Here is a 20,099-nt window from a genome sequence, read left to right as displayed (position 1 = left end):
ATCAACGTGATACTGATTATTAATTCAATATTCTTGCTGACAGATAATGTATCGGTAGTAAAAAAAGAAACTTTAATTTTTTTCTACATTATGGTTGATTTTACTCAGTTTTAATGGCGATTTTTGTTAGGTAAATTGATATAAATCATTTAATTAAATTATTTTTTATGTTTTATAAAAACGCACCGTTTTTATTATGTCGCGATAAAATTTCAAACCTGATTAAACTTTTTAGTAAGTTAGCCGATATAAAACTTATCGAATAATTGTTATAGGTTGATCAGATAATGGCAATGAGTGTGTTAGGTATCGGTTCAGGAATCGATCTTAATGAAGTTTTAAATCAATTAGAGTCTGTTGAAAAAACACGTTTAACTCCAATTAAATCACAACAAAAAGCGGTTAATGCCAAAATTAGTGGATTTGGTAAGTTAAAAAGTGCGTTAACGGCATTTAATTCAGCCACCGAAAAATTGCAGAAAAAAGATTTATTTCAAAGCAAACTCGCAACTGGCAATGATAGTTATTTTACAGCTAAAGTAAATAGTCAGGCACAATCAGGTAATTATGCTGTGAGCGTTGAGCAATTAGCGACTTCGCATAGCGTTGCAACAACGTCAATTAATGATAAAAATATGAGTCTAGGAAGTGATAGTGAAAGCCGCACAATGACCATTAAGCAAGCTAATGGTAGTGAACTCAATATTGTGTTATCTAAAGATGAAACCTCGCTTGAGTCAATTGCTAATGCAATTAATCACGCCAAAGTAACGAATGCTGATGGTAGTACGAGTGAATCGACGATGAATGCAGCCGTTGTTCGTTCAGGTACAGGAAGTTATCAGTTAGTTATCACCGCTAAAGAGACCGGTGAACAACAGACTATTACGTCCATTTCGTCAGATGATGAGCAGTTAAATAACATAATTGGCTTTGACTATGATCAAAAAGATAATGCTAATATGACTGAAGTTTGCCAAGCGCAAGATGCTAAGTTTACTTTTAATGGTATTGCCATTACCAGTGCTTCAAATACCGTTAAAGATGTGGTTGCGGGTATTGATATTACGTTAAAGGCAACGACTACAACTAGCGAAAATTTAACCATAACGGCTGATAACGAAAAAGCTGAAGAAGCTATTAAACAGTGGGTTGAAGCATTTAACCAATTACAATCAACCATATCGAGCTTGACTAAATTTACCGCAAAAGAGGCCAATTCCGAAGAGTTAGATAGTAATAATGGACCGCTTATTGGTGATTCTACTTTACGTAATATCGATCAAAGTATTCGTTCAATTTTTGCAAAAGGGCAGGCTGGGGAGTTTTCGGTTTTAGCACAAATTGGTGTGAATATGGATAATAATGGTTCATTAACGATTAACCAAAATCAATTACAAAAAGTGCTGAGTGAGAATAGTGAAGCTGTTGCTGAGTTGTTTATTGGTGATGGTCAAAATAGCGGTATCGCTAATGAGGTTTTCGCTAAGATTAGTGGATTTATTGATAATGACGGTATGATTGATTCAGCAACGAATGGTTTAAATTCGACATTAAAATCATTAGATAAGCGTTATGAACAAGTGAATAACTCAATTGAACAAACTGTTGAACGCTATCGAGTGCAATTTACTAAGTTGGATGTTTTAATCAGCTCGTTAGATAGCATGAGTAACTATTTATCTACTCAATTTGACATGATGGCCAATTTGAAAAAATAGGAATACCCGATGTATAAAGTTGGTTCTGATGCTTATCAGCAAGTTAGTTTAGAAACAAAAGTTAGCCAGGCGTCCCCACATCAATTGATTGTATTACTGTTTGATGGTGCACTTAATGCTATTCGCTTGGCCAGTTTACACATTGAACGAGGCAATATTGCGGGTAAAGGCGCAGCAATTTCAAAAGCCATTAATATAATTGATAATGGGTTGAAAAGTTGTTTAGACCTAGAACAAGGTGGCGAAATTGCTGAAAATTTAGATCGTTTATATCACTATATGACTCAACAATTGGTGCTAGCAAATTTACATAATGATAGGCAAAAATTACAAACTTGCTTTGATTTGCTTAATAATATTGCTGAATCTTGGCGCGAAATTGCGAGATAAAAAGGAATGGAATGTGAAAACATCTTTATTAGAACAATATGAACAACTTAATTATGTCACTGAACAAATGCTTATCAATGCGCGTGATGAAAATTGGGATTTATTGTTAACTTGGCAAGCTAAATATCACCAATTAACGAAAGCGATTATGCAAGTCGATGATCTCACTGCTGTTGATAAAATACCTTTAAAACAGCAAGATATATTTAGTATGTATATTAAAAATATTCATAGCTATCAACAGCAAATTAGCCAATTAATTATTTATCGTCATGCTCAATTAAAAGAGTTAATTGGCGAACAAGTCGATTATCAAACAAAGCTTGATAGCTATCAAAAAATTGCAAGTTTAATCTAATTTGTCTTATTAGCTTTAGTTTTATTAATAAAATACGGTTAAATATAACTATGTTGAGCAAAATAGTTATATTGTTGGCTAGTGATTTTTGGTTATGATAAGTGGTATCGCAATCACTTATCAGATGTTTGAATCTTGTTTAGCACTGCTTACAACCGTTTATAGCAATATGACAAGCTGTGAGTAATGCTAAACCTGCAAATTGAAGATAGCATAGACAATAACAGTATTTAAACATTCATGTTCATGATTTCTTGATAGGCAGCAACGAGTTTATTACGTACTTGAATACCAAATTGAAGTGAAACCGAAGATTTTTGCATATTAACCATCACTTCATTTAACGTGATGTTGGGCTTTCCTTGTTCAAAAGCTTGTGCTTGATTATGGGCCTGAATTTGTGTTTGGCTAATGTGATCGAGTGCCATTTTTAATGCCGCAGTAAAATCAGATTGTGCGCTCTTTGCTTGGTTGTTTATTGTGGCGTTGGTTTGATTAAAATCAACTAGAAAGGTGTTATTAATTGTATTTAGCGTGTTCATGGCGTTAAAAGTCATCTCTTCTTAACTTGCTCAATATGTGATTGAATTTAACATACAACCTTAAATCTAAATGCCACAAGTAAGGGGTAAAGCATTTGCTTTTTTAGCTATTGATTTTTTTAAATGGATTGATAATAAACTCTAGAACAAATCTAATTAGTTTAGCATTAGGGTTTTTATGGATAGCCAAACTGTCGGTAACAAAGGCGAATCAATATTGAGCAAGTTACCATTTATCAATCAATTTAAACAAAATCGTAAAATGCTGCTGCTTGTTGCTGGCGTGGTTGTGCTTGCTATTAGTAGTATCGCCTATTTATGGCTAAAAGACGATAATTATGGGGTTTTGTTTAGCCAGTTGAGCGATAAAGATGGCGGCGAAATTATTAGCCAACTCGATAAGATGAATATTCCTTATCAGTTTTCATCTTCAGGATCGACTATCTTAATTCCTGCTGATAAAGTTTATGACACGCGCTTACGTATTGCCCAGCAAGGCTTACCTAAAGGTGGTGCTGTTGGTTTTGAATTGCTCGACAAAGACAGCTTTGGTATGAGTCAATTTAATGAACAGATTAATTATCAACGCGCATTAGAAGGTGAACTGTCAAGAACCATTTCAATTATTAGTAGTGTGGATGATGCAAGAGTGCATTTAGCGATGCCTAAGCCCTCTTTATTTGTACGTGAAAGAAAATTTCCTTCCGCGTCTGTAGCATTAACATTATTACCTGGACGCTCATTATCACAAGGGCAAATTGATGCTATTGTTCATTTAATTTCAAGCAGTGTACCGGAATTACAAGCAGAAAAAGTCACAATTATTGACCAGCAAGGTCATTTATTAACGGGTGAAAAATTTCGCGACGGTAACGTCAATGTCGCGCAGTTAGAATACAGTCAAAAAGTAGAAGATACCATTCGAGAGCGGGTCGAAAAAATCATTACACCGGTGTTAGGTAAACAAAATATTATGGTGCAAGTTAATGCTGATATTGATTATAGCCGGCAAGAAGCAACATCTGAAACCTTCGATCCCAATAGTGATGCTGCTCAGCAAACCCTACGTAGTAAGCATCAAGTGGAGAATCGTCAGTTAGCAGCAAACGATAACACCGGTGGTGTGCCGGGCGCTTTGTCAAACCAACCTATGCCAACACCGAGTGCGCCCATAGATGAGAATCCAGACTCAAAATCAAAAGACGATAAGAAAAAAATTTATAATTTACAATCAAATAATACGTTAAATTTTGAAGTAAATAGACAAATCGTGCACAGTAAAATCCCAGAAGGGCGTATTAAACGATTGTCAGTCGCTGTGCTGGTTAATTATAAGTTTATGGCTCAACAATTGGATCAATCTCAATTACAAGCGCAATCAGACAATGCCAAGGAACCAGCACCACAGTGGGTGAAATTAGATAAAGATGAACTGGATAATATTGAAGCATTAGCGCGTCAAGCAATGGGATTTTCTGATTCACGCGGTGATACGTTGACGGTTGCAAATTTAAAATTTACCGATCAAGCGTTCGAAACGGATGATAGCTTGCCATTTTGGCGAACACATGAGTTTTATGATGTGCTAAAAACAGTAATTAAATATCTTGTTTATGTTTTAGTGTTATGGTTTGTTTGGCGCAAAATGTTACGTGCTTTATGGATTAAATTACAACGCCAGCTCTTTAATGTGAATCATGCTTCAACTGATACTAAATTATCGGGTGAGGATAAGTTAGATTATAAGGCGCATAGTAAACAGCAGCAGAAGATATTTGAAGATAATATGCAGCAGCAACAATATATTCGCAAAATTGTCGAGAAAGATCCTCGGGTCATGGCGTTAATTATACGTGGTTGGATAAGTAAGGCGGACACAAATCCATGAATTTAAGTTTAAGTGAATCTCAAAAAGCAGCAACTGTGTTAATGGTGTTAGGTGAAGAGCTTGCCGCTAATGTTATGCAATACCTTAATCCTAAAGAGGTACAGCAAATTAGTAGTGCCATGATGTCGTTACCACAACTTTCTCAAGAACAGTTGAAAGACATCTTAAATGAATGTCAAAAAACACTTGAAGAGTGTGCTGTACTTAATACTGATACCAATGGTTATTTACGTTCAATTCTCGAAAAATCAATTGGTACTGAAAAAGCCGATCGGTTACTTGATGAGTTGTTAGAGGTCGATTTAGAAGAGGCGAAAGACGGACTTGAGATGCTTAATTTTGTCGATGCGGCCAGAGCGGTTGATTTAGTTAAAAAAGAACATCCACAAATTATTGCTACAATTTTAGTTCATTTAAATCGAGACTTAGCTGCCGAAATTTTAAATTTATTTGATGATGAATTACGTAATGATGTCATGCTTCGAATCGCAACATTTGGCGGAGTTGAGCCGTCGGCACTTCAGGTTTTATCTGCCTCATTATCGACGTTACTACATGGTCAAAATATTAAACTTAATAACCTGGGTGGTATTCGTACTGCGGCTGAGATTATTAACTTGATGAAATCACAACAAGAAGAATTGGTGATCAATTCCTTACGTGATTATGACAGTGAACTTGCACAGAAAATTATTGATGAAATGTTCTTGTTCGAAAATCTGGTTGAAGTCGATGATAGAAGTATCCAACGCCTACTTAAAGAGGTGGATAATGAAACATTGATTATTGCCTTAAAAGGCGCATCAGTGGCATTACGTGACAAGCTATTAAGTAATATGTCACAGCGTGCAGCTTCGATTTTGCGTGAGGATTTAGAAAATAGACCACCAGTGCGCTTATCTCAAGTCGAAACAGAACAGAAGAAAATTTTGGTTATTGCGCGCAAATTGGCTGAAAGTGGTGAAATGATTTTAAGTAGCGGTGATGACGAATATGTATAATCGAACCAATACCCTGAGTTGGGAACCATTAAGTTTTCAGGATTTAACGTTAGTTAAGTCGCAAAAGTTAACCAAAAAGAAAATAACTAAACATGCTGATAAGGTTGAGCCCAAGCCAGAGCCTAAAGTTATTGAAGTCGACAACAGTGTTATTGAACAACAATTAGCCATTATCAAGCAACAAGCAAAAGAGCAAGCTTATCAAGAGGGATTTAATTTAGGTAAAGAAGAAGGGTTTAATATAGGTCAACAAGCAGGTTATGAGCAGGGGTATGCCATTGGTCAGCAAGAAGGCAAAGCGGCAATTGAACAGCAGCTTAATGCAGAAAAATTAAAAGCAGTAGAGACAATAACTAATTTAGTTAGCCATTTTCACGCCGCTATCAATCAAATAGATGATTTAATTGTTCCTCAATTGTTGGATCTAGCCTTAGTTGCGGCACAAAAAACGGTCGGGACAATATCTAAAGTTAAACAAAAACAGTTAATGCATACCATTAAGACCTTAATTGACGAAGGTTCGATGATAATTAAGTCAGCTTCTTTGCATCTGCATCCCGATGATCTGTTATGGATTGAACCATTATTACAAGATGAAATTAAACAATATCATTGGCAATTAGTTGCAGATACGAATGTTGAATTAGGTGACTGTAAAATATGGACCGATACTAATCAAGTCGATGCTAGCAATGCTTGTCATTGGCAAATGATGGCCGATTGTATACAAGGAGAGAATCTGTAGCGTGAGCTTGGCAAAGCAATGGGCTGCTAAAATTGAGTATGCGACGCAGCAGCTGCAATCGTTATCGTTAATTCGTCATTATGGACGATTAGTTAAAGCTTCGGGCTTGGTACTTGAAGCTATCGGATTAAAATTACCGTTAGGATCAAATTGTTTTGTTGAGCGGCAATCACATGGAAAAATTGATGCGGTGGAGTGTGAAGTCATTGGCTTTAACGATAAAACTCTATATTTAATGCCTTTTGATACCACTGAAGGTATTTTGTTAGGTGCTAGAGTTTATACCGCACAATATGATTTAGCCCACTTTAATCATAAAGTGTTGCCTATTGGTATGGCATTGTTGGGTCGGGTTGTTGATGCAGCTGGAAGACCATTAGATGGTATGCCATTACCTGAAAATATTGAATATCAAGGATTAGCTAATCCATCGCTCAATCCACTACAACGTACACCTATTGATGAGATCTTAGATGTAGGTATTCGAGCTATTAATGCGCTGTTAACCGTTGGTCGAGGGCAAAGAATGGGGTTATTTGCCGGTTCAGGTGTTGGTAAAAGTGTTTTATTAGGGATGATGGCGCGTTATACCAAAGCCGATATTATCGTCGTTGGCTTAATTGGTGAACGTGGTCGGGAAGTGAAAGATTTTATCGAAAATATTTTAGGAAAAGAAGGATTAGCGCGATCGGTTGTGGTGGCTGCACCTGCTGATGTTTCACCGCTACTGCGTTTACAAGGCGCGGCATATGCAACAAAAATTGCAGAAAACTTTCGCGATCAAGGATTTAACGTGCTACTCATTATGGACTCGTTGACCCGTTATGCCATGGCGCAACGAGAAATCGCTTTAGCGATTGGCGAACCGCCCGCTACCAAAGGTTATCCACCTTCGGTATTTGCTAAATTACCGGCATTAGTTGAAAGGGCAGGTAATGATGATAAAGGTCAAGGATCGATTACTGCATTTTACACCGTATTAACTGAAGGCGATGATCAGCAAGATCCGATTGCAGACTCAGCACGTGCTATTTTAGATGGGCATATTGTATTATCGCGTTCACTTGCAGAATCTGGGCATTACCCGGCGATTGATATTGAAGCGTCAATCAGCCGTGTCATGACTGATTTAACGCCTGTTGCCGATGAAAAAAAATCTCGGTTATTTAAACAGCTATTTTCGAGTTTTCAACGAAATCGTGATTTGATTAATGTCGGGGCTTATGTTTCGGGCACCGATCCTTTATTAGACAGCGCTATAACATTGTACCCAGCAATGAAAGATTTTTTACAACAAGGCATTGATGAACATTGTAGTTATCAAGATGCTTATCAACAATTAGCCAATATGTTGCAACCCATTTTAACTAATTAAAAGGGGGGAATGATGAATAAAAGTTCAGGGTATTTGGCGTTTTTAACATTAAAAAAGTTAGCGAAAAAATCGCTAGATGATACGTTAATTAAGTTAAAAAAAGCTGATGATAATCAGCGTCATGCTCAGTCTCAGCTCAATTTATTAAATGAGTATTATCTTGAGTATCAGGGACGATTGAATAAAGCCTTATTTAATGGCATTAAAGGACATGAATTATCAAATTTTCAGGCTTTTATTGCAACACTTGAGCAAGGTATTGCGAAACAAAGAAAGTTATTATTGACGTTAGATATCAAAAAAAAACAGATAACGCATGAACTTAATCAATCTCAAAAAAAGCTTAATACTTATAAAACATTGTTAGATAAGCAGCAGCAAAAATATGTAGAGCAACAAAACCGGTTACAACAAAAACTCACAGATGAATTTGCTCAGCAACAATTAGCCAGGAGAGCGTTAAATGAATATTAACCTAATCACTGATGTAGCATTAGCATCTTCAAAGCAGTTACCCTCAACGGATGAAGATTTATCGTTGGCAAATAGCGAGTTATTTCAGCAATTATTACACGCTAATCAAAATCATGGGTTAGGTTTGCAACACAGCCTTAACTTAATGCCAAAAATAAGTGATGATAGTGACGCGGATCTTCAACAAGATGATAATAGTTTAGCTATGGTATGGATAACGCCATCTCCGCTAGAAATCGTTAATTCCCGATCAGATGTAACATTAAATGATATGATTGCCCATCATTTAATTGAGAAATCAGATTGGGTCTTAAATGCTAATCAATCGGCTAAGGTTGATAGCTTGCCGTTGAATACGCTGCAAGATGCTGATTTTCAGACAATTGCCAATAATCAAGTTACCGAGTTGTTGATATCGATCAATGATAGTGAACAATTGATCAACAACATCTGTCAGCCAGATGAGTTCTTTAATCAACGTAATGGCGCTAGTAACCGTTTAATGGCAGAAGATTTGGCGGATAAAACAATTACCGCCCATTATTTGCAAACAGATACATCAAGTCAGATGCTCGATTCTGGTAGTATAAATAAACCCATTGCTTTATTTGATCAGTTTGCAACTAATTCTGTAGATAATGATACTGTTATTCATGCCCAAGCCGATAATCATTTTGTGACCAGTATTAATACGTTCACTCAACCTTTTTCACAACAAGCTGCGCCTGTTTCAACCTCGACGTTTGTGATGAATTTGCCTATGCCGGTTGATGTAACACAGTGGCAGGCAGCGTTGACTGAGCAAATTAGCTTAATAACACGTCAAGGTCTTCAAAGTGCGGAAATCAAGTTACACCCGGAACAATTAGGATCGTTACACATTAAGCTTGATCTGCTCGATGATAAAATCAATATGCATATGATAGTTGCCCATTCGGCAGTTAAAGGTGTTTTGGAATCTACATTGCCTTATCTTAGAGCTTCCCTTGAAGAGCAAGGCATGAGTTTAGCACAAACCAATATTAGTGATTTTTCAACGATGCATCATTCAGAGCAATCCTCTGGATATAAATCAAGTAAAAATCATCAATTCACTGCTGCTAATTCAGATACCATTGATGAATCTGTTGAGCAAGTGGAGGCTGACAAGCCATTATCACACTTAGGATTAAGTATATTTGCTTAAGTGAAGGCGTTAGCTTCGGTTTAGCCGTTGTTTCAATGTTAAAAACGTCGAATAGGTGATATTTTTATTGTCTATTCTTCAAATCAATTTTTGGCGTATGATTTATTATTTTTGTAATTTTTACCATTTAGTTGGTCAAAAAATAATTTTAAATTTTTACTGAGATAATAATTAATATGCAAACTACCAAGAAAAAAGTAAGTATTTTAAACATAATACTTATTATCATTACGTTATTAGCATCAGGCACTGCAGTTTATTTATGGTTACAAAATCATTCAAGTAACAAGCCTCAAGTTGAGCAAGAAACGCCAATTGTATCTCCGGTATTTTTAACTTTAAAACCTTTTACCCTTTCGTTACCGGTTGCCGAAGATAATAGTGATGCGACTAAAATTTTGTATGTTGGTATGGTGTTACGCGTTGCTGATGAGCAACAAAAAACAGTTTTGTTAGAATATTTACCAGAAGTGAGAAGTGATGTTTTACTTTTGGCATCAAAGCAGTATGTTAATAATCTTAAAAAAGAGAACGGTAAAACTGATTTACAAGAAAAGATTAAGTCGACGTTAACTCGTCAATATGACGCAAAACATTCTGTAAAAATTGATGAAGTGCTATTTACTGATTTTATACTTCGGTAAGTATTATGTCTGATAAGCAAGAATCAACAGTTGACATTAATCTAACTCCAGATGCTGAGTTTACTCATAACCCAGCAGAGGCTCAATCCGATATTTTGATTGATTCTCAGCAATCTGTTGGTAAAAAGGTTGAAGTCAAACCCTATGATTTATCGGTAAAACATAGTTTTATTCCTGAGCGATTAACCGCTTTAGAAATTATTAATGAACGTTTTTCGCGCCAGTTTCGCATTGGCTTATTTAATTTACTTCGCCGTAACACCGATGTTATTGCTTGCCCGATTGAGCCCAAAACATTTAAAGAGTTTTCGGCAATTTCAGCAACAAATCATCTAAATTTAGTCCATCTTAATCCACTAAGGGGGACGAGTTTATTTTCATTTTCCCCAGAACTGGTGTTTATTGTTGTCGATACTTTATTTGGCGGTGATGGTCACCTCTCTAAAGTTGAAACAGAAGGGCGAGAATTTACTCATACTGAACAACAAATTATAAAACGAGTATTAGAGCTCGCTTTAACTATCTATCAAAATGCTTGGGCAGATATATATTCAATCGAAACTGAATATATTCGTTCTGAAATCCAAAGTAAATTTACCAATATTACCAGCTCGCCGGATGATGTTGTATTAACAACCACATTCAAAGTCGAAATCGGTAATTGTAAAGCTACATTTTGTATCTGTATTCCTTATGCAATGGTTGAACCCATCAAAGAATTACTAATAAAACCGCCAGTGGAACAACAAACGTATCAGGATGATAATGTTTGGATGAGTTCGTTAACCAGTGGGATTAAACAATCAACCGTTGAATTAGTGGCTAACTTTACTCATATCCATACCACAGTCAATAAACTTTTAGCCTTAAAAGTGAATGATATTTTAGTAATTGAAAAGCCTACACATCTTGATGTCACTGTTGGCGGGGTGCCAGTGCTAAAAGGTCACTATGGTAAAGTGAATAAACAATATGCAATTCAAGTCGAACAGGTAATTAATCCTGTTTTAGAACAACTGAATGAAGGAGCACTTAATGACTGATAGCAAATCAACTCATGATGAGGATCAAACGTCCGCTATGGCTGATGAATCAGTGAGTAAACAAACTATTTTTGAAACACTTTCACCACAACAAACCGAAATCAAAAAGCAAGATATCAATTTGATTTTAGATATTCCTGTGAATTTAAGTGTTGAATTGGGCCGAACCAAAATGGCGATTAAAGATCTTTTAAATTTAACGCAAGGCTCAGTTATTGCATTAGATGGTTTAGCCGGTGAACCTTTAGATATATTAATTAATGGTTATTTAATTGCACAAGGTGAAATTGTGGTGGTGGGTGATAATTATGGTGTGCGAATTACTGATATTATTACACCTTCTGAACGTGTACGTAGATTGAGTCGTTAATGTCTAGCAACAATCAACATACATCTCAAGCAATATCCACAAGTGAGCATATCGTGCCTTCTTCATCAGAAATGAACCTGTATACACAAATTGCAACATCGATGGGTCTATCCTTTGTTTTAGTTATTAGCGTTATTTTGTTATTAGGTTGGATGGTCAAGCGGCTGAGTTGGAAAAAAAAGACAAAGCAGTTAATTGAGGTTAAATCTACCTATAACTTAAGTCCAAAAGAACGCATTATTTTAGTACATGTTGATCACCAATTATTGGTTGTCGGGGTGAGCGCACAACAAATGACGTTATTACATACGATAGATGAACAACGTACTGAAATGTTATTATCCCAATCTACCGCAAGCAAAGAATCAAGTAAAAATAATTTATTTCATCAACTATTACTGTCTACATTAAGTTCGAAAAGGAGTAATAACGAGTGAAGTTAAAAATCGTTTTTTTACTTAGCTTATTATTATTCAGTCAATTATGTCAGGCTGACGTTTCGCCGTTTTCTTTAATTGCCGAACCCACAGCGCAAGGTGGGCAAAGTTGGTCATTGCCGGTTGAAACACTAGTATTTATTACACTATTGACCTTCATTCCCGCTATTTTGCTGTTAATGACCAGTTTTACGCGGATTATTATTGTATTAGGTTTGTTACGTAATGCACTTGGCACCCAGTCAGCGCCACCTAATCAAGTTATATTAGGTATTGCCTTGTTTATGACATTTTTTATTATGTCACCGGTATTTGATAAAATTTATCAAGATGCTTATTTACCTTACTCTCAAAACCAAATTACCCTGCATCAGGGCTTATCTACAGCCAGTCAACCATTACGAGAGTTTATGTTAACTCAAACCCGTGAAGATGATTTAGCGTTATTTGTAAACATGTCTCATTCAGGTGATATTGCAACGCGTGATGAAATTCCTTTAAAAATATTGGTGCCCGCGTTTGTGGTGAGTGAACTTAAAACTGCTTTTCAAATCGGTTTTACGCTTTTTATTCCCTTTTTAGTGATTGATTTAGTGGTAGCAAGCACACTCATGGCGCTCGGTATGATGATGGTTCCACCAGCAACGGTATCTTTACCCTTTAAAATCATGCTGTTTGTGTTAGCCGATGGGTGGCACTTATTATTAGGATCGTTGGCGCAAAGTTTTTTTAGTTGAGGAGTGTTATGTCATCTGAATATATCAGTACATTAGCGATGCAAGCGATAAAAGTGGCAGGCTTGCTTGCTGGTCCTTTACTCCTTGCTGCACTCATTACTGGGTTGATTATTAGTTTGTTACAAGCGGCAACTCAAATTAATGAAATGACATTGTCTTTTATCCCAAAGATTTTGGCAGTAGTTTTAGTACTCATTATTTTAGGTCCATCAATGTTATCAACAATGATTGATTATATTCGAATCGTTATTACCGATATTCCAAACTTAACGCGTTAGGCTTAATGGATTTTAATATTCAGCAATTACTTAATATTGATTTGTTTACTTGGATAAAACAGTGTTTTTTTCCATTTGTACGCATTTTAGCATTGATTATGGTTGCGCCCATTACCGGTGAAAAAGAGGTCCCTAAGCGACTCAAGATTGGTTTAGCTTTATTTATTACTATACTTTTACCCTTGCCTGAGGCTGATAATACTTTAGGGATCTACTCTTTTATCGGGGTTGCTATTATTTTGCAACAAATTGTCATCGGTGCCATGATAGGTTTTACTATGCAGTTAGCATTTATGGCAGTCAGGTTTTCGGGTGAATTAATTGGTATGCAAATGGGACTTGGTATGGCGACTTTTTTTGATCCAATTGGTGGCCCTGCAACCTCGGTATTATCGCGCTTAATTAATATAATTGCACTGTTAATGTTTCTAAGTTTAAATGGTCATTTGTGGTTGTTATATGGCTTGGCTAATAGCTTTGATATCATTCCAATTAGCTTTACCCCTTTAAAACAAAATGGCTATTTAGTTTTAATTGAAGTTAGCGCATCATTATTTGTTAATGGTCTTATGTTAGCCCTTCCGTTAATGACATTGTTGTTGATAATTAACGTCGCGCTTGGTTTATTAAACAGAATGACACCACAATTATCCATTTTTGTGGTCGGCTATCCGGTGACCTTATTATTGGGACTGACCATGTTAACTTACCTGATTTCAACATTGCCTGTTTTTGCCGAATCTATTTTTGAACAAATGTTTGAACATATTTCAACCATGCTTTTGGGTTTAAGTGATAGTAATTAAATCTAAAATTGATAGGGTTATATGCTAACTTAATAAATAGTACAGTGATAAGCCAAGGTCATGTTTATAACTCAATTTTGAACTCTTTTTAATTGCAAATTTATGACTATTTTGATGAAAAGAAAAGTAATCAAAAAGCCAAGTTATAGTACAAATGTGTAAACGATTAATGGTCTAACTGATTAAATAAGTGTTAATAATTCCGTCATAAATTTGACATTTTTTTATAATAATAAGGGTATACAACAAGATCGTTTTCATTTAGCATACAAGTATATTTAATGCAAATTACGTTGTATTGCATAGTTATTAAACAGATTTATTCTTCCAATTTTAGAAAAATTTATATTTATATTTATGAAAAATAAGGAATAATTGTCAAAAGAGGTAAAGTATGTTAAAATATGGTCTTAATCAAGCATCAAGCATCAAGCATCAAGCATCAAGCATCAAGCATCAAGCATCAAGCATCAAGCATCAAGCATCAAGCATCAAGCATCACACTAATTGATCATTTTCTGTTCTATAACGGTTTTCTTTTTTATATCTCTTCTTATTTCAACTATTTTCTACTTTATGCAATTGCCACTAAAAATTATCGAACTGTATGTCGTATAAAAGTAATCGATATCCTTGTTATTTTAATTTTGCTCGCTACTTTTTTATTGCCAATTAATTCTGCTAATGCGCTATCTGCGGTAACATCTCAAAAAATTATTGGTAATGCACCTAGATTTGTTGATGTTCAAAATGCTACCAATAAGCTTGGGTTCAAAGTGAATGATATCTTGTATCGTGAATTTGACAATAATATCAAATCAACAGAAATAAAAGTGTTTGATGGAGAATTTACCTTTGATAATTTTCAAGTTCAAAATTATGACACTAGCAATCTGGTAGTGTTAAACAATTATAAAGATAGTGATGGTGATGGTGCCCATTTAAATACCCCTTTTATTATTACTGAAACTGAATATAAGTGGTTTGATAATAGCGGTAAGCAAATAGATTCAAGTGAATATCAGCATAGTATTGGCTGTGGTAGTGGTTATTATATGCCTCTAAAACTGGTTATTGCTACACAAGTTAAGGTTAAATCACAATATGGGATACCCGATGAGAGCGAATATATAACATTAAAAAAAGAGTATAAAATTGCCACTAAACCTGCCATATGTTTTGCAAAACCTAACGCAACCATTACTGTTGAAAATGCCCAGTGGCATAGTTTTGATGACAATGGTAATTCACAACCTTGGAATCTCAATAATGCGCAAATTAGTTCGATATATGGTGGTGGGCGCACCACTGATTATGTCCTGAATTTTGGTTTTAAAGCATCACCGACACAATCAAATGGAAAAAAATTTCCAACCACAGGTTTTCCTGGGGCTAAATTTCAGTTAGTAATGGCGGGTTCGCAATATGATTATCGTTTTTCTTTAATAACACCAACAAGCGATGTGGTTACGGTTAGTGCAGATGGGTTTGTTACTTTAAACAAGAAACCTGTGGGTAATGTAACTATACGTGCCACGCTGAAAAGAGAGCCAGCGATCACGTTTGATTATACTTTTAATCCAACATCGGTTTGGGCGGTGCCTACAGGGGATTATTCTGCTATTTGGGCCGTTGCTGTTCAAGATAAGTGTGGTAGTGAATCAAATGTATTAAGTCGGCAAGAACTGACTAATTCACCACAAAATCAAGCTCCTCAATTTTGGACTTATTTCGATAATAACTATACTCGTAAGATAGGCGGTGGACTTAGTGCTGAGTGGGGACAAATGAATCAAACAAGTTATCCAGATTCTAATTGGCGCAATGAGCATTATTGGACCAGAGATTACTATTCACCAGACAGGCACTTTGTTGTACATAGTGTTAATGGTGGAGTCGGTTATGATGGCTATGAAAACAAAATAGGGAAAATTAATTATATTGCTTGTAAGCAATAGCTATATTTACATATAAATCACTCCAGCTATAATTTTTTAGATAAAAAGAGTTATCAAGGATAAATAATTAAGGGATGAAGTGATTATCGTCCCTTAATATAATATTTATTTTTAATTTAAATTTTGTTTAGCTAGACTATTAATTTTCATGCCAACCTAGATAATCAAGCATGATATTCATTAATGGTTTTTTCTATGGGGCTGATGTAAAGCTTAACAACAATGCTATTATCACTTTTTTCAGCGTCTTTATTTTCGTTAATGTGTTGCAATCAATTAAATTTATCATCAATTTACAAGCTGGGGTATTAACCTAATAGTTAATAATGGTAATTTTTCAGCATGATAAGCATATAGATGATCGCAAAGGTGATTGTTGTTAACGCGAACATGCGAAAGGTATTTTAATTTTATAAAAAGTTTTAATAACAAAATAGGGGTAAGTATTTTACCTATTGAAGTGTTTGTAATACTGATAAGATCAGTATTACAAACATTTATTGACTAAGCTTTTTTGACAAAGCAGGCTTTTAGCATAATTTTCATACCATCAATTTTACAATCGATTTCATGATCGCCTTCAACTAAACGAATGCCTTTTGCTTTAGCCCCTTTTTTCAGCACAGTTGATGATCCTTTTAATTTAAGATCTTTAATTAAAATAATATCATCGCCATCAGCCAGTAAATTTCCATTACTATCTTTTACCTGAAGGGCGTCAGATGCTTCAGTCGCTTGGTTTGGGTCCCACTCATAAGCACATTCAGGACAAACATAAAAAGTACCATCATGATAGGTATGTTCTGAATGGCATTTAGGGCAGTTAGGTATAGATTCCATAATATATGATTAATCCAAATTGAATAAAATAGGGTCTACTATAGCAAAAAAACGTTATTAAGTCATGATAATGATGTTTTGAACGTCATCTAATATGAGGTCAATTCATGCAAAAATTCATGATTGTCGTCAATTCAACGATAAGGGTAGAGATTATTTATTATTCAATCCAAAATAGTGATAAGTTTATGCTTTGTGATATTTAATATCATTACTTGCAAATAGTGACTCAACGATTCTTCGGTAAAGGGTCTTATTTGTATCATTAAACTTCTAAGTGCATTATCACTTAAATCAGCTTTTGTAATTTGTTATATGGCAATATCTTAGATCTATCTTGCTGTTATGCTAAAAAATCGGTTATATTAAAACCATATTGAATATTTTTTAATTGGTTATAGTTATGCTTAAAAAAATCGTAATAAAATTATCGTCCTTAATCTTAACGTTCATCGCTATATTCTTTCATCCTTTAGCAACTGCCGATCAAATCCCACAACCAGAATCACCAAATGTCACTATTGGTATTCAACCTTGGCTTGGTTATGGACAATGGTATATTGCTAAAGAAAAAGGTTTTTTTAACGAAAATGGTTTAACCAATGTATCGATGATCAATTTTATTGAAGATAAAGATATTAATGCGGCTTTAGCCAGCGGACAAATTGATGGTGCGAATGTGGCAACCCATACCGCTATGAGTATGGTAGCTGCAGGCATTCCAGTTAAAATTATTTTATTACTTGATACCAGTAAAACTTCAGATGCTATTTTAGTTGAGCCAAGCATCAAAACATTAGCAGATTTAAAAGGTAAGTCTATAGCTTATGAAGAAGGTACCACCAGCGATATCTTATTACGTAATGCGTTAGACAAAGCCAACATAGCATGGGATCAAATTAGCCCCGTACCCATGCCAGCAGCTTCAGCAGGCTCTGCATTAATCACTAAACGCGTCAATGTCGCTGTAACTTATGAGCCATATATTACTGTAAGTAAAGCAAATGATGCTTCTATTCAAGTATTATATGATGGCGCGCAAGTTCCGGGTTTGATTAGTGATGCCTTTGTTGTTCGTAACGAAGTAATTGAAAAAAATCCAGGCAAAGTTTATGCACTCGTTAAGAGTTGGAATGATGCTGTACGTTATTATCATCAACATACACAAGATGGACGAGCAATTATTGCAAAAGGTATTGGTGAGTCACCGGAAGAAATCACCACTGCTTTTGATGGCGTCGAATATCTATCTATTGCTGATAATAATCAGCAATTCAATGGTGCATTTAAACAAAATACATTTGCACAAATATTAAAAGCGGCTACCTCAGCAGGTATGATTATGCAACCAATAAGCTATGAAAATGTTATTGATAGTCGATTTGTTGATAATTTATCTCACTAGGTATCAAAGTGAGTATTTAAATTGTTAGTATTTATTAAGTATGAGTAGTTGAGTTGCAATAATGGTATCTAAAAAGTCCTTACAAGGCAAACACACGTCACAGCGTATATTTACAATAGGTAGGCAGCTCTCGCGCCGTAGTATGTTAACAATTTCAATAGTGACATTTGGCTTACTTTTGGTGTTATGGTGGGGGGTGACAACTTACGGTTTAGTCCAACCTATATTTATTCCTTCCCCACCATCGGTTTGGCAGCGGCTGGTTGTTTTATGGGATAATGGTACATTAATTTCTGATATTCAAGTCAGTGTTTATCGAATTCTTACCGCTTTTATTATTTCGTCAATTATGTCAATTATCATTGGTGTGTTAGCTGGCTGTTTTGCTGTTGGTAAAGCCATTATTGAGCCATTAGTTGATTTTATTCGATATATGCCTGTTGTAGCGTTTGTACCATTAACCATTTTATGGTTCGGTACTGGCGATCAGCAAAAATTTATCATTATTTGGATTGGTACTTTTTTTCAACAAGTTTTAATGGTGATTGATGCGACTAAACGTGTGCCTGCCGATTTTATTGGTTTAGGGCGAACGTTAGGTATGAGTGAAAGTAAAATTCTTTTCAAGATTGTTATTCCATCGGCTTTGCCAGCTATTTGGGATACCTTACGTATTAGTCTTGGATGGGCATGGACTTGGTTAGTTGTTGCTGAATTAGTGGCGGCAACATCGGGTTTGGGCTATCGAATTCTACTTTCACAGCGTTATTTTCAAACGGATACTATCATTGGTTATATTTTAATTTTAGGTTTATTGGGATTAATAACAGATCAGTTAATGCGCCTATTTGAAAAAATACTATTCCGCTATAATGTGAGGTCAAAATAATGGCGAGCTTAACTATCAAACATCTGAATAAAAGTTTTTGTTTAGGTAAGCATCAGCGCAATGTGTTAAGTGATATAAATTTATCGGTTAATGATAATGAATTTGTTTCAATTGTTGGCGCTTCAGGTTGTGGTAAAAGCACGCTATTATCGATTATCGCAGGTTTAGAATCTTATGATAGTGGTGAAGTTTTTGTGGATGATAAACCCATTTATACCCCTGGGCTTGATCGTGGTGTGGTTTTTCAATCTTACACTTTATTACCTTGGCTTACTGTCCAACAGAATGTTGAATTTGCGCTTTCAGCTGCCGGTTACTCTGGCCACGAAAGCCGTGATATTGCCAAAGAACACCTTGAGTTAGTCAATTTATCTAAGTTTGCTAAGGTTTATCCTAATCAATTATCAGGTGGTATGAAACAACGTGTTGCGTTGGCGAGAGCGATTTCATATCGTCCTAAGATTTTATTAATGGATGAACCATTTGGTGCACTAGATGCAATTACTCGTCATCAAATGCAAACATTATTGACTAAAATATGGGAACAACATCGACTCACTGTAATCTTTATTACTCATGATGTTGAAGAGGCAATTTATCTTTCTGATAGAATTGTATTATTGTCAGTGAAACAAAAAGGGATTAAAGCAATTTTTCCTGTTAATCAAATGCGGCCAAGAAATAAATCTACCTTAAATACGGACGATTTTTTAAATCTGAATCAACAAATCCTTGATGCCATCAATCAAGATATTGAATAAAACATCATTATTACAGTCACAATAAGACAATCAAAAAAGGATTGTTAACCGATATTGTATTGTAGATGTCAATTTGCTTTCTTTTTCATTGGATAAAAAAACAGGTGCACATTGTGCACCTGCTTCTGAGCTAATTAAGAGCACTCATCGTGCTCTTGTTATTATCTAAAATTATTTAATAACTTTAGCAACAACACCCGCACCAACAGTACGACCACCTTCACGAATCGCAAAACGTAAACCTTCTGCCA

Annotated in this window: 22 protein-coding genes and 1 pseudogene; 20 read left to right on the top strand and 3 right to left on the bottom strand. The window is 35.3% G+C overall.

Annotated elements, in window-relative coordinates; genetic code table 11:
• The first annotated feature begins 287 nt into the window (after positions 1-287).
• From fliD to J3U63_RS06860, 3 genes are read left to right on the top strand one after another with little or no spacing between them, the layout of a single operon-like run.
• Positions 288-1,721, top strand: a complete 1,434-nt coding sequence (gene fliD, locus J3U63_RS06870) for a flagellar filament capping protein FliD (protein WP_267371066.1) — start codon at positions 288-290, stop codon at positions 1,719-1,721.
• Positions 1,722-1,730: 9 nt separating this feature from the next.
• Positions 1,731-2,111 (top strand): flagellar export chaperone FliS, encoded by a 381-nt coding sequence (gene fliS, locus J3U63_RS06865; protein WP_267334084.1) that lies wholly within the window; start codon positions 1,731-1,733, stop codon positions 2,109-2,111.
• Between the two features lie 13 nt (positions 2,112-2,124).
• Positions 2,125-2,469: a hypothetical protein gene (locus tag J3U63_RS06860; protein ID WP_267334085.1), complete on the top strand. Its 345-nt coding sequence runs from the start codon at positions 2,125-2,127 to the stop codon at positions 2,467-2,469.
• 230 nt (positions 2,470-2,699) lie between these two features.
• Here J3U63_RS06860 and fliE read toward each other — a convergent pair whose 3' ends face one another.
• On the bottom strand, positions 2,700-3,026 hold the full coding sequence (fliE, locus tag J3U63_RS06855) for a flagellar hook-basal body complex protein FliE (protein ID WP_267334086.1): 327 nt from the start codon (positions 3,024-3,026) through the stop codon (positions 2,700-2,702).
• Positions 3,027-3,189: 163 nt separating this feature from the next.
• Here fliE and fliF point away from each other — a divergent pair, with 163 nt between their 5' ends.
• From fliF to J3U63_RS06785, 14 genes are all read left to right on the top strand, one after another.
• Positions 3,190-4,899: a flagellar basal-body MS-ring/collar protein FliF gene (gene fliF / locus J3U63_RS06850; protein WP_267371064.1), complete on the top strand. Its 1,710-nt coding sequence runs from the start codon at positions 3,190-3,192 to the stop codon at positions 4,897-4,899.
• A complete protein-coding gene (fliG, locus tag J3U63_RS06845; protein WP_267334088.1) occupies positions 4,896-5,900 on the top strand; it encodes a flagellar motor switch protein FliG in 1,005 nt (334 codons plus the stop codon). The genes fliF and fliG overlap by 4 nt, the downstream gene beginning before the upstream one ends.
• Positions 5,893-6,645 carry a flagellar assembly protein FliH gene (locus J3U63_RS06840; protein ID WP_267334089.1) on the top strand — a complete coding sequence of 251 codons (753 nt, stop codon included), beginning with the start codon at positions 5,893-5,895 and terminating at the stop codon, positions 6,643-6,645. The genes fliG and J3U63_RS06840 overlap by 8 nt, the downstream gene beginning before the upstream one ends.
• 1 nt (position 6,646) lies before the next feature.
• Positions 6,647-8,020, top strand: coding sequence for a flagellar protein export ATPase FliI (gene fliI, locus J3U63_RS06835; RefSeq protein WP_267371063.1), 1,374 nt, complete (start codon positions 6,647-6,649; stop codon positions 8,018-8,020).
• A gap of 12 nt (positions 8,021-8,032) precedes the next feature.
• Positions 8,033-8,494: a flagellar export protein FliJ gene (gene fliJ / locus J3U63_RS06830; protein WP_267344711.1), complete on the top strand. Its 462-nt coding sequence runs from the start codon at positions 8,033-8,035 to the stop codon at positions 8,492-8,494.
• Positions 8,484-9,680 (top strand): flagellar hook-length control protein FliK, encoded by a 1,197-nt coding sequence (locus J3U63_RS06825; protein ID WP_267371062.1) that lies wholly within the window; start codon positions 8,484-8,486, stop codon positions 9,678-9,680. Before fliJ ends, J3U63_RS06825 begins: the two co-directional genes overlap by 11 nt.
• Before the next feature lie 176 nt (positions 9,681-9,856).
• Positions 9,857-10,324 (top strand): flagellar basal body-associated FliL family protein, encoded by a 468-nt coding sequence (locus J3U63_RS06820; protein WP_065799326.1) that lies wholly within the window; start codon positions 9,857-9,859, stop codon positions 10,322-10,324.
• 5 nt (positions 10,325-10,329) lie between these two features.
• On the top strand, positions 10,330-11,367 hold the full coding sequence (fliM, locus tag J3U63_RS06815; protein WP_267334093.1) for a flagellar motor switch protein FliM: 1,038 nt from the start codon (positions 10,330-10,332) through the stop codon (positions 11,365-11,367).
• Between the two features lie 37 nt (positions 11,368-11,404).
• A complete protein-coding gene (fliN, locus tag J3U63_RS06810) occupies positions 11,405-11,737 on the top strand; it encodes a flagellar motor switch protein FliN (RefSeq protein ID WP_416379605.1) in 333 nt (110 codons plus the stop codon).
• Positions 11,737-12,174, top strand: coding sequence for a FliO/MopB family protein (locus J3U63_RS06805; RefSeq protein WP_267344708.1), 438 nt, complete (start codon positions 11,737-11,739; stop codon positions 12,172-12,174). The genes fliN and J3U63_RS06805 overlap by 1 nt, the downstream gene beginning before the upstream one ends.
• The gene (gene fliP / locus J3U63_RS06800) at positions 12,171-12,911 is read left to right on the top strand and encodes a flagellar type III secretion system pore protein FliP (protein WP_323849471.1); all 741 of its coding nucleotides are present in this window, start codon (positions 12,171-12,173) and stop codon (positions 12,909-12,911) included. Before J3U63_RS06805 ends, fliP begins: the two co-directional genes overlap by 4 nt.
• Before the next feature lie 8 nt (positions 12,912-12,919).
• Complete coding sequence (fliQ, locus tag J3U63_RS06795; RefSeq protein WP_267334095.1) at positions 12,920-13,189, top strand: flagellar biosynthesis protein FliQ; 270 nt, start codon at positions 12,920-12,922, stop codon at positions 13,187-13,189.
• Positions 13,190-13,194: 5 nt separating this feature from the next.
• Positions 13,195-13,995, top strand: a complete 801-nt coding sequence (gene fliR / locus J3U63_RS06790; protein WP_267371060.1) for a flagellar biosynthetic protein FliR — start codon at positions 13,195-13,197, stop codon at positions 13,993-13,995.
• 404 nt (positions 13,996-14,399) lie between these two features.
• Positions 14,400-15,953 carry a hypothetical protein gene (locus J3U63_RS06785; protein ID WP_267371058.1) on the top strand — a complete coding sequence of 518 codons (1,554 nt, stop codon included), beginning with the start codon at positions 14,400-14,402 and terminating at the stop codon, positions 15,951-15,953.
• Positions 15,954-16,457: 504 nt separating this feature from the next.
• Here J3U63_RS06785 and J3U63_RS06780 read toward each other — a convergent pair.
• Entirely contained in the window at positions 16,458-16,793 is a 336-nt protein-coding gene (locus J3U63_RS06780) for a zinc ribbon domain-containing protein YjdM (RefSeq protein ID WP_267344705.1), read from the bottom strand.
• Between the two features lie 403 nt (positions 16,794-17,196).
• Between J3U63_RS06780 and J3U63_RS06775 the strand changes: the two genes are divergently transcribed.
• The 3 genes from J3U63_RS06775 to J3U63_RS06765 all read left to right on the top strand — a co-directional run bounded on the left by J3U63_RS06775 (position 17,197) and on the right by J3U63_RS06765 (position 19,848).
• Positions 17,197-18,198, top strand: a complete 1,002-nt coding sequence (locus J3U63_RS06775) for an ABC transporter substrate-binding protein (RefSeq protein ID WP_267371056.1) — start codon at positions 17,197-17,199, stop codon at positions 18,196-18,198.
• 61 nt (positions 18,199-18,259) lie between these two features.
• The gene (locus tag J3U63_RS06770; protein WP_267344702.1) at positions 18,260-19,087 is read left to right on the top strand and encodes an ABC transporter permease; all 828 of its coding nucleotides are present in this window, start codon (positions 18,260-18,262) and stop codon (positions 19,085-19,087) included.
• Complete coding sequence (locus J3U63_RS06765; RefSeq protein WP_267344700.1) at positions 19,087-19,848, top strand: ABC transporter ATP-binding protein; 762 nt, start codon at positions 19,087-19,089, stop codon at positions 19,846-19,848. Before J3U63_RS06770 ends, J3U63_RS06765 begins: the two co-directional genes overlap by 1 nt.
• 171 nt (positions 19,849-20,019) lie before the next feature.
• Here the strand turns inward: J3U63_RS06765 and J3U63_RS06760 are convergent.
• A pseudogene (locus J3U63_RS06760) lies at positions 20,020-20,099 on the bottom strand (elongation factor Tu); the annotation flags it as partial.

It is taken from the genome of Gilliamella sp. B2838 (assembly GCF_026536185.1).
Lineage (GTDB): Bacteria > Pseudomonadota > Gammaproteobacteria > Enterobacterales > Orbaceae > Gilliamella.
Note: the sequence above shows the minus strand (reverse complement) of the source record. Positions and strands in the feature narration are given on the sequence as shown.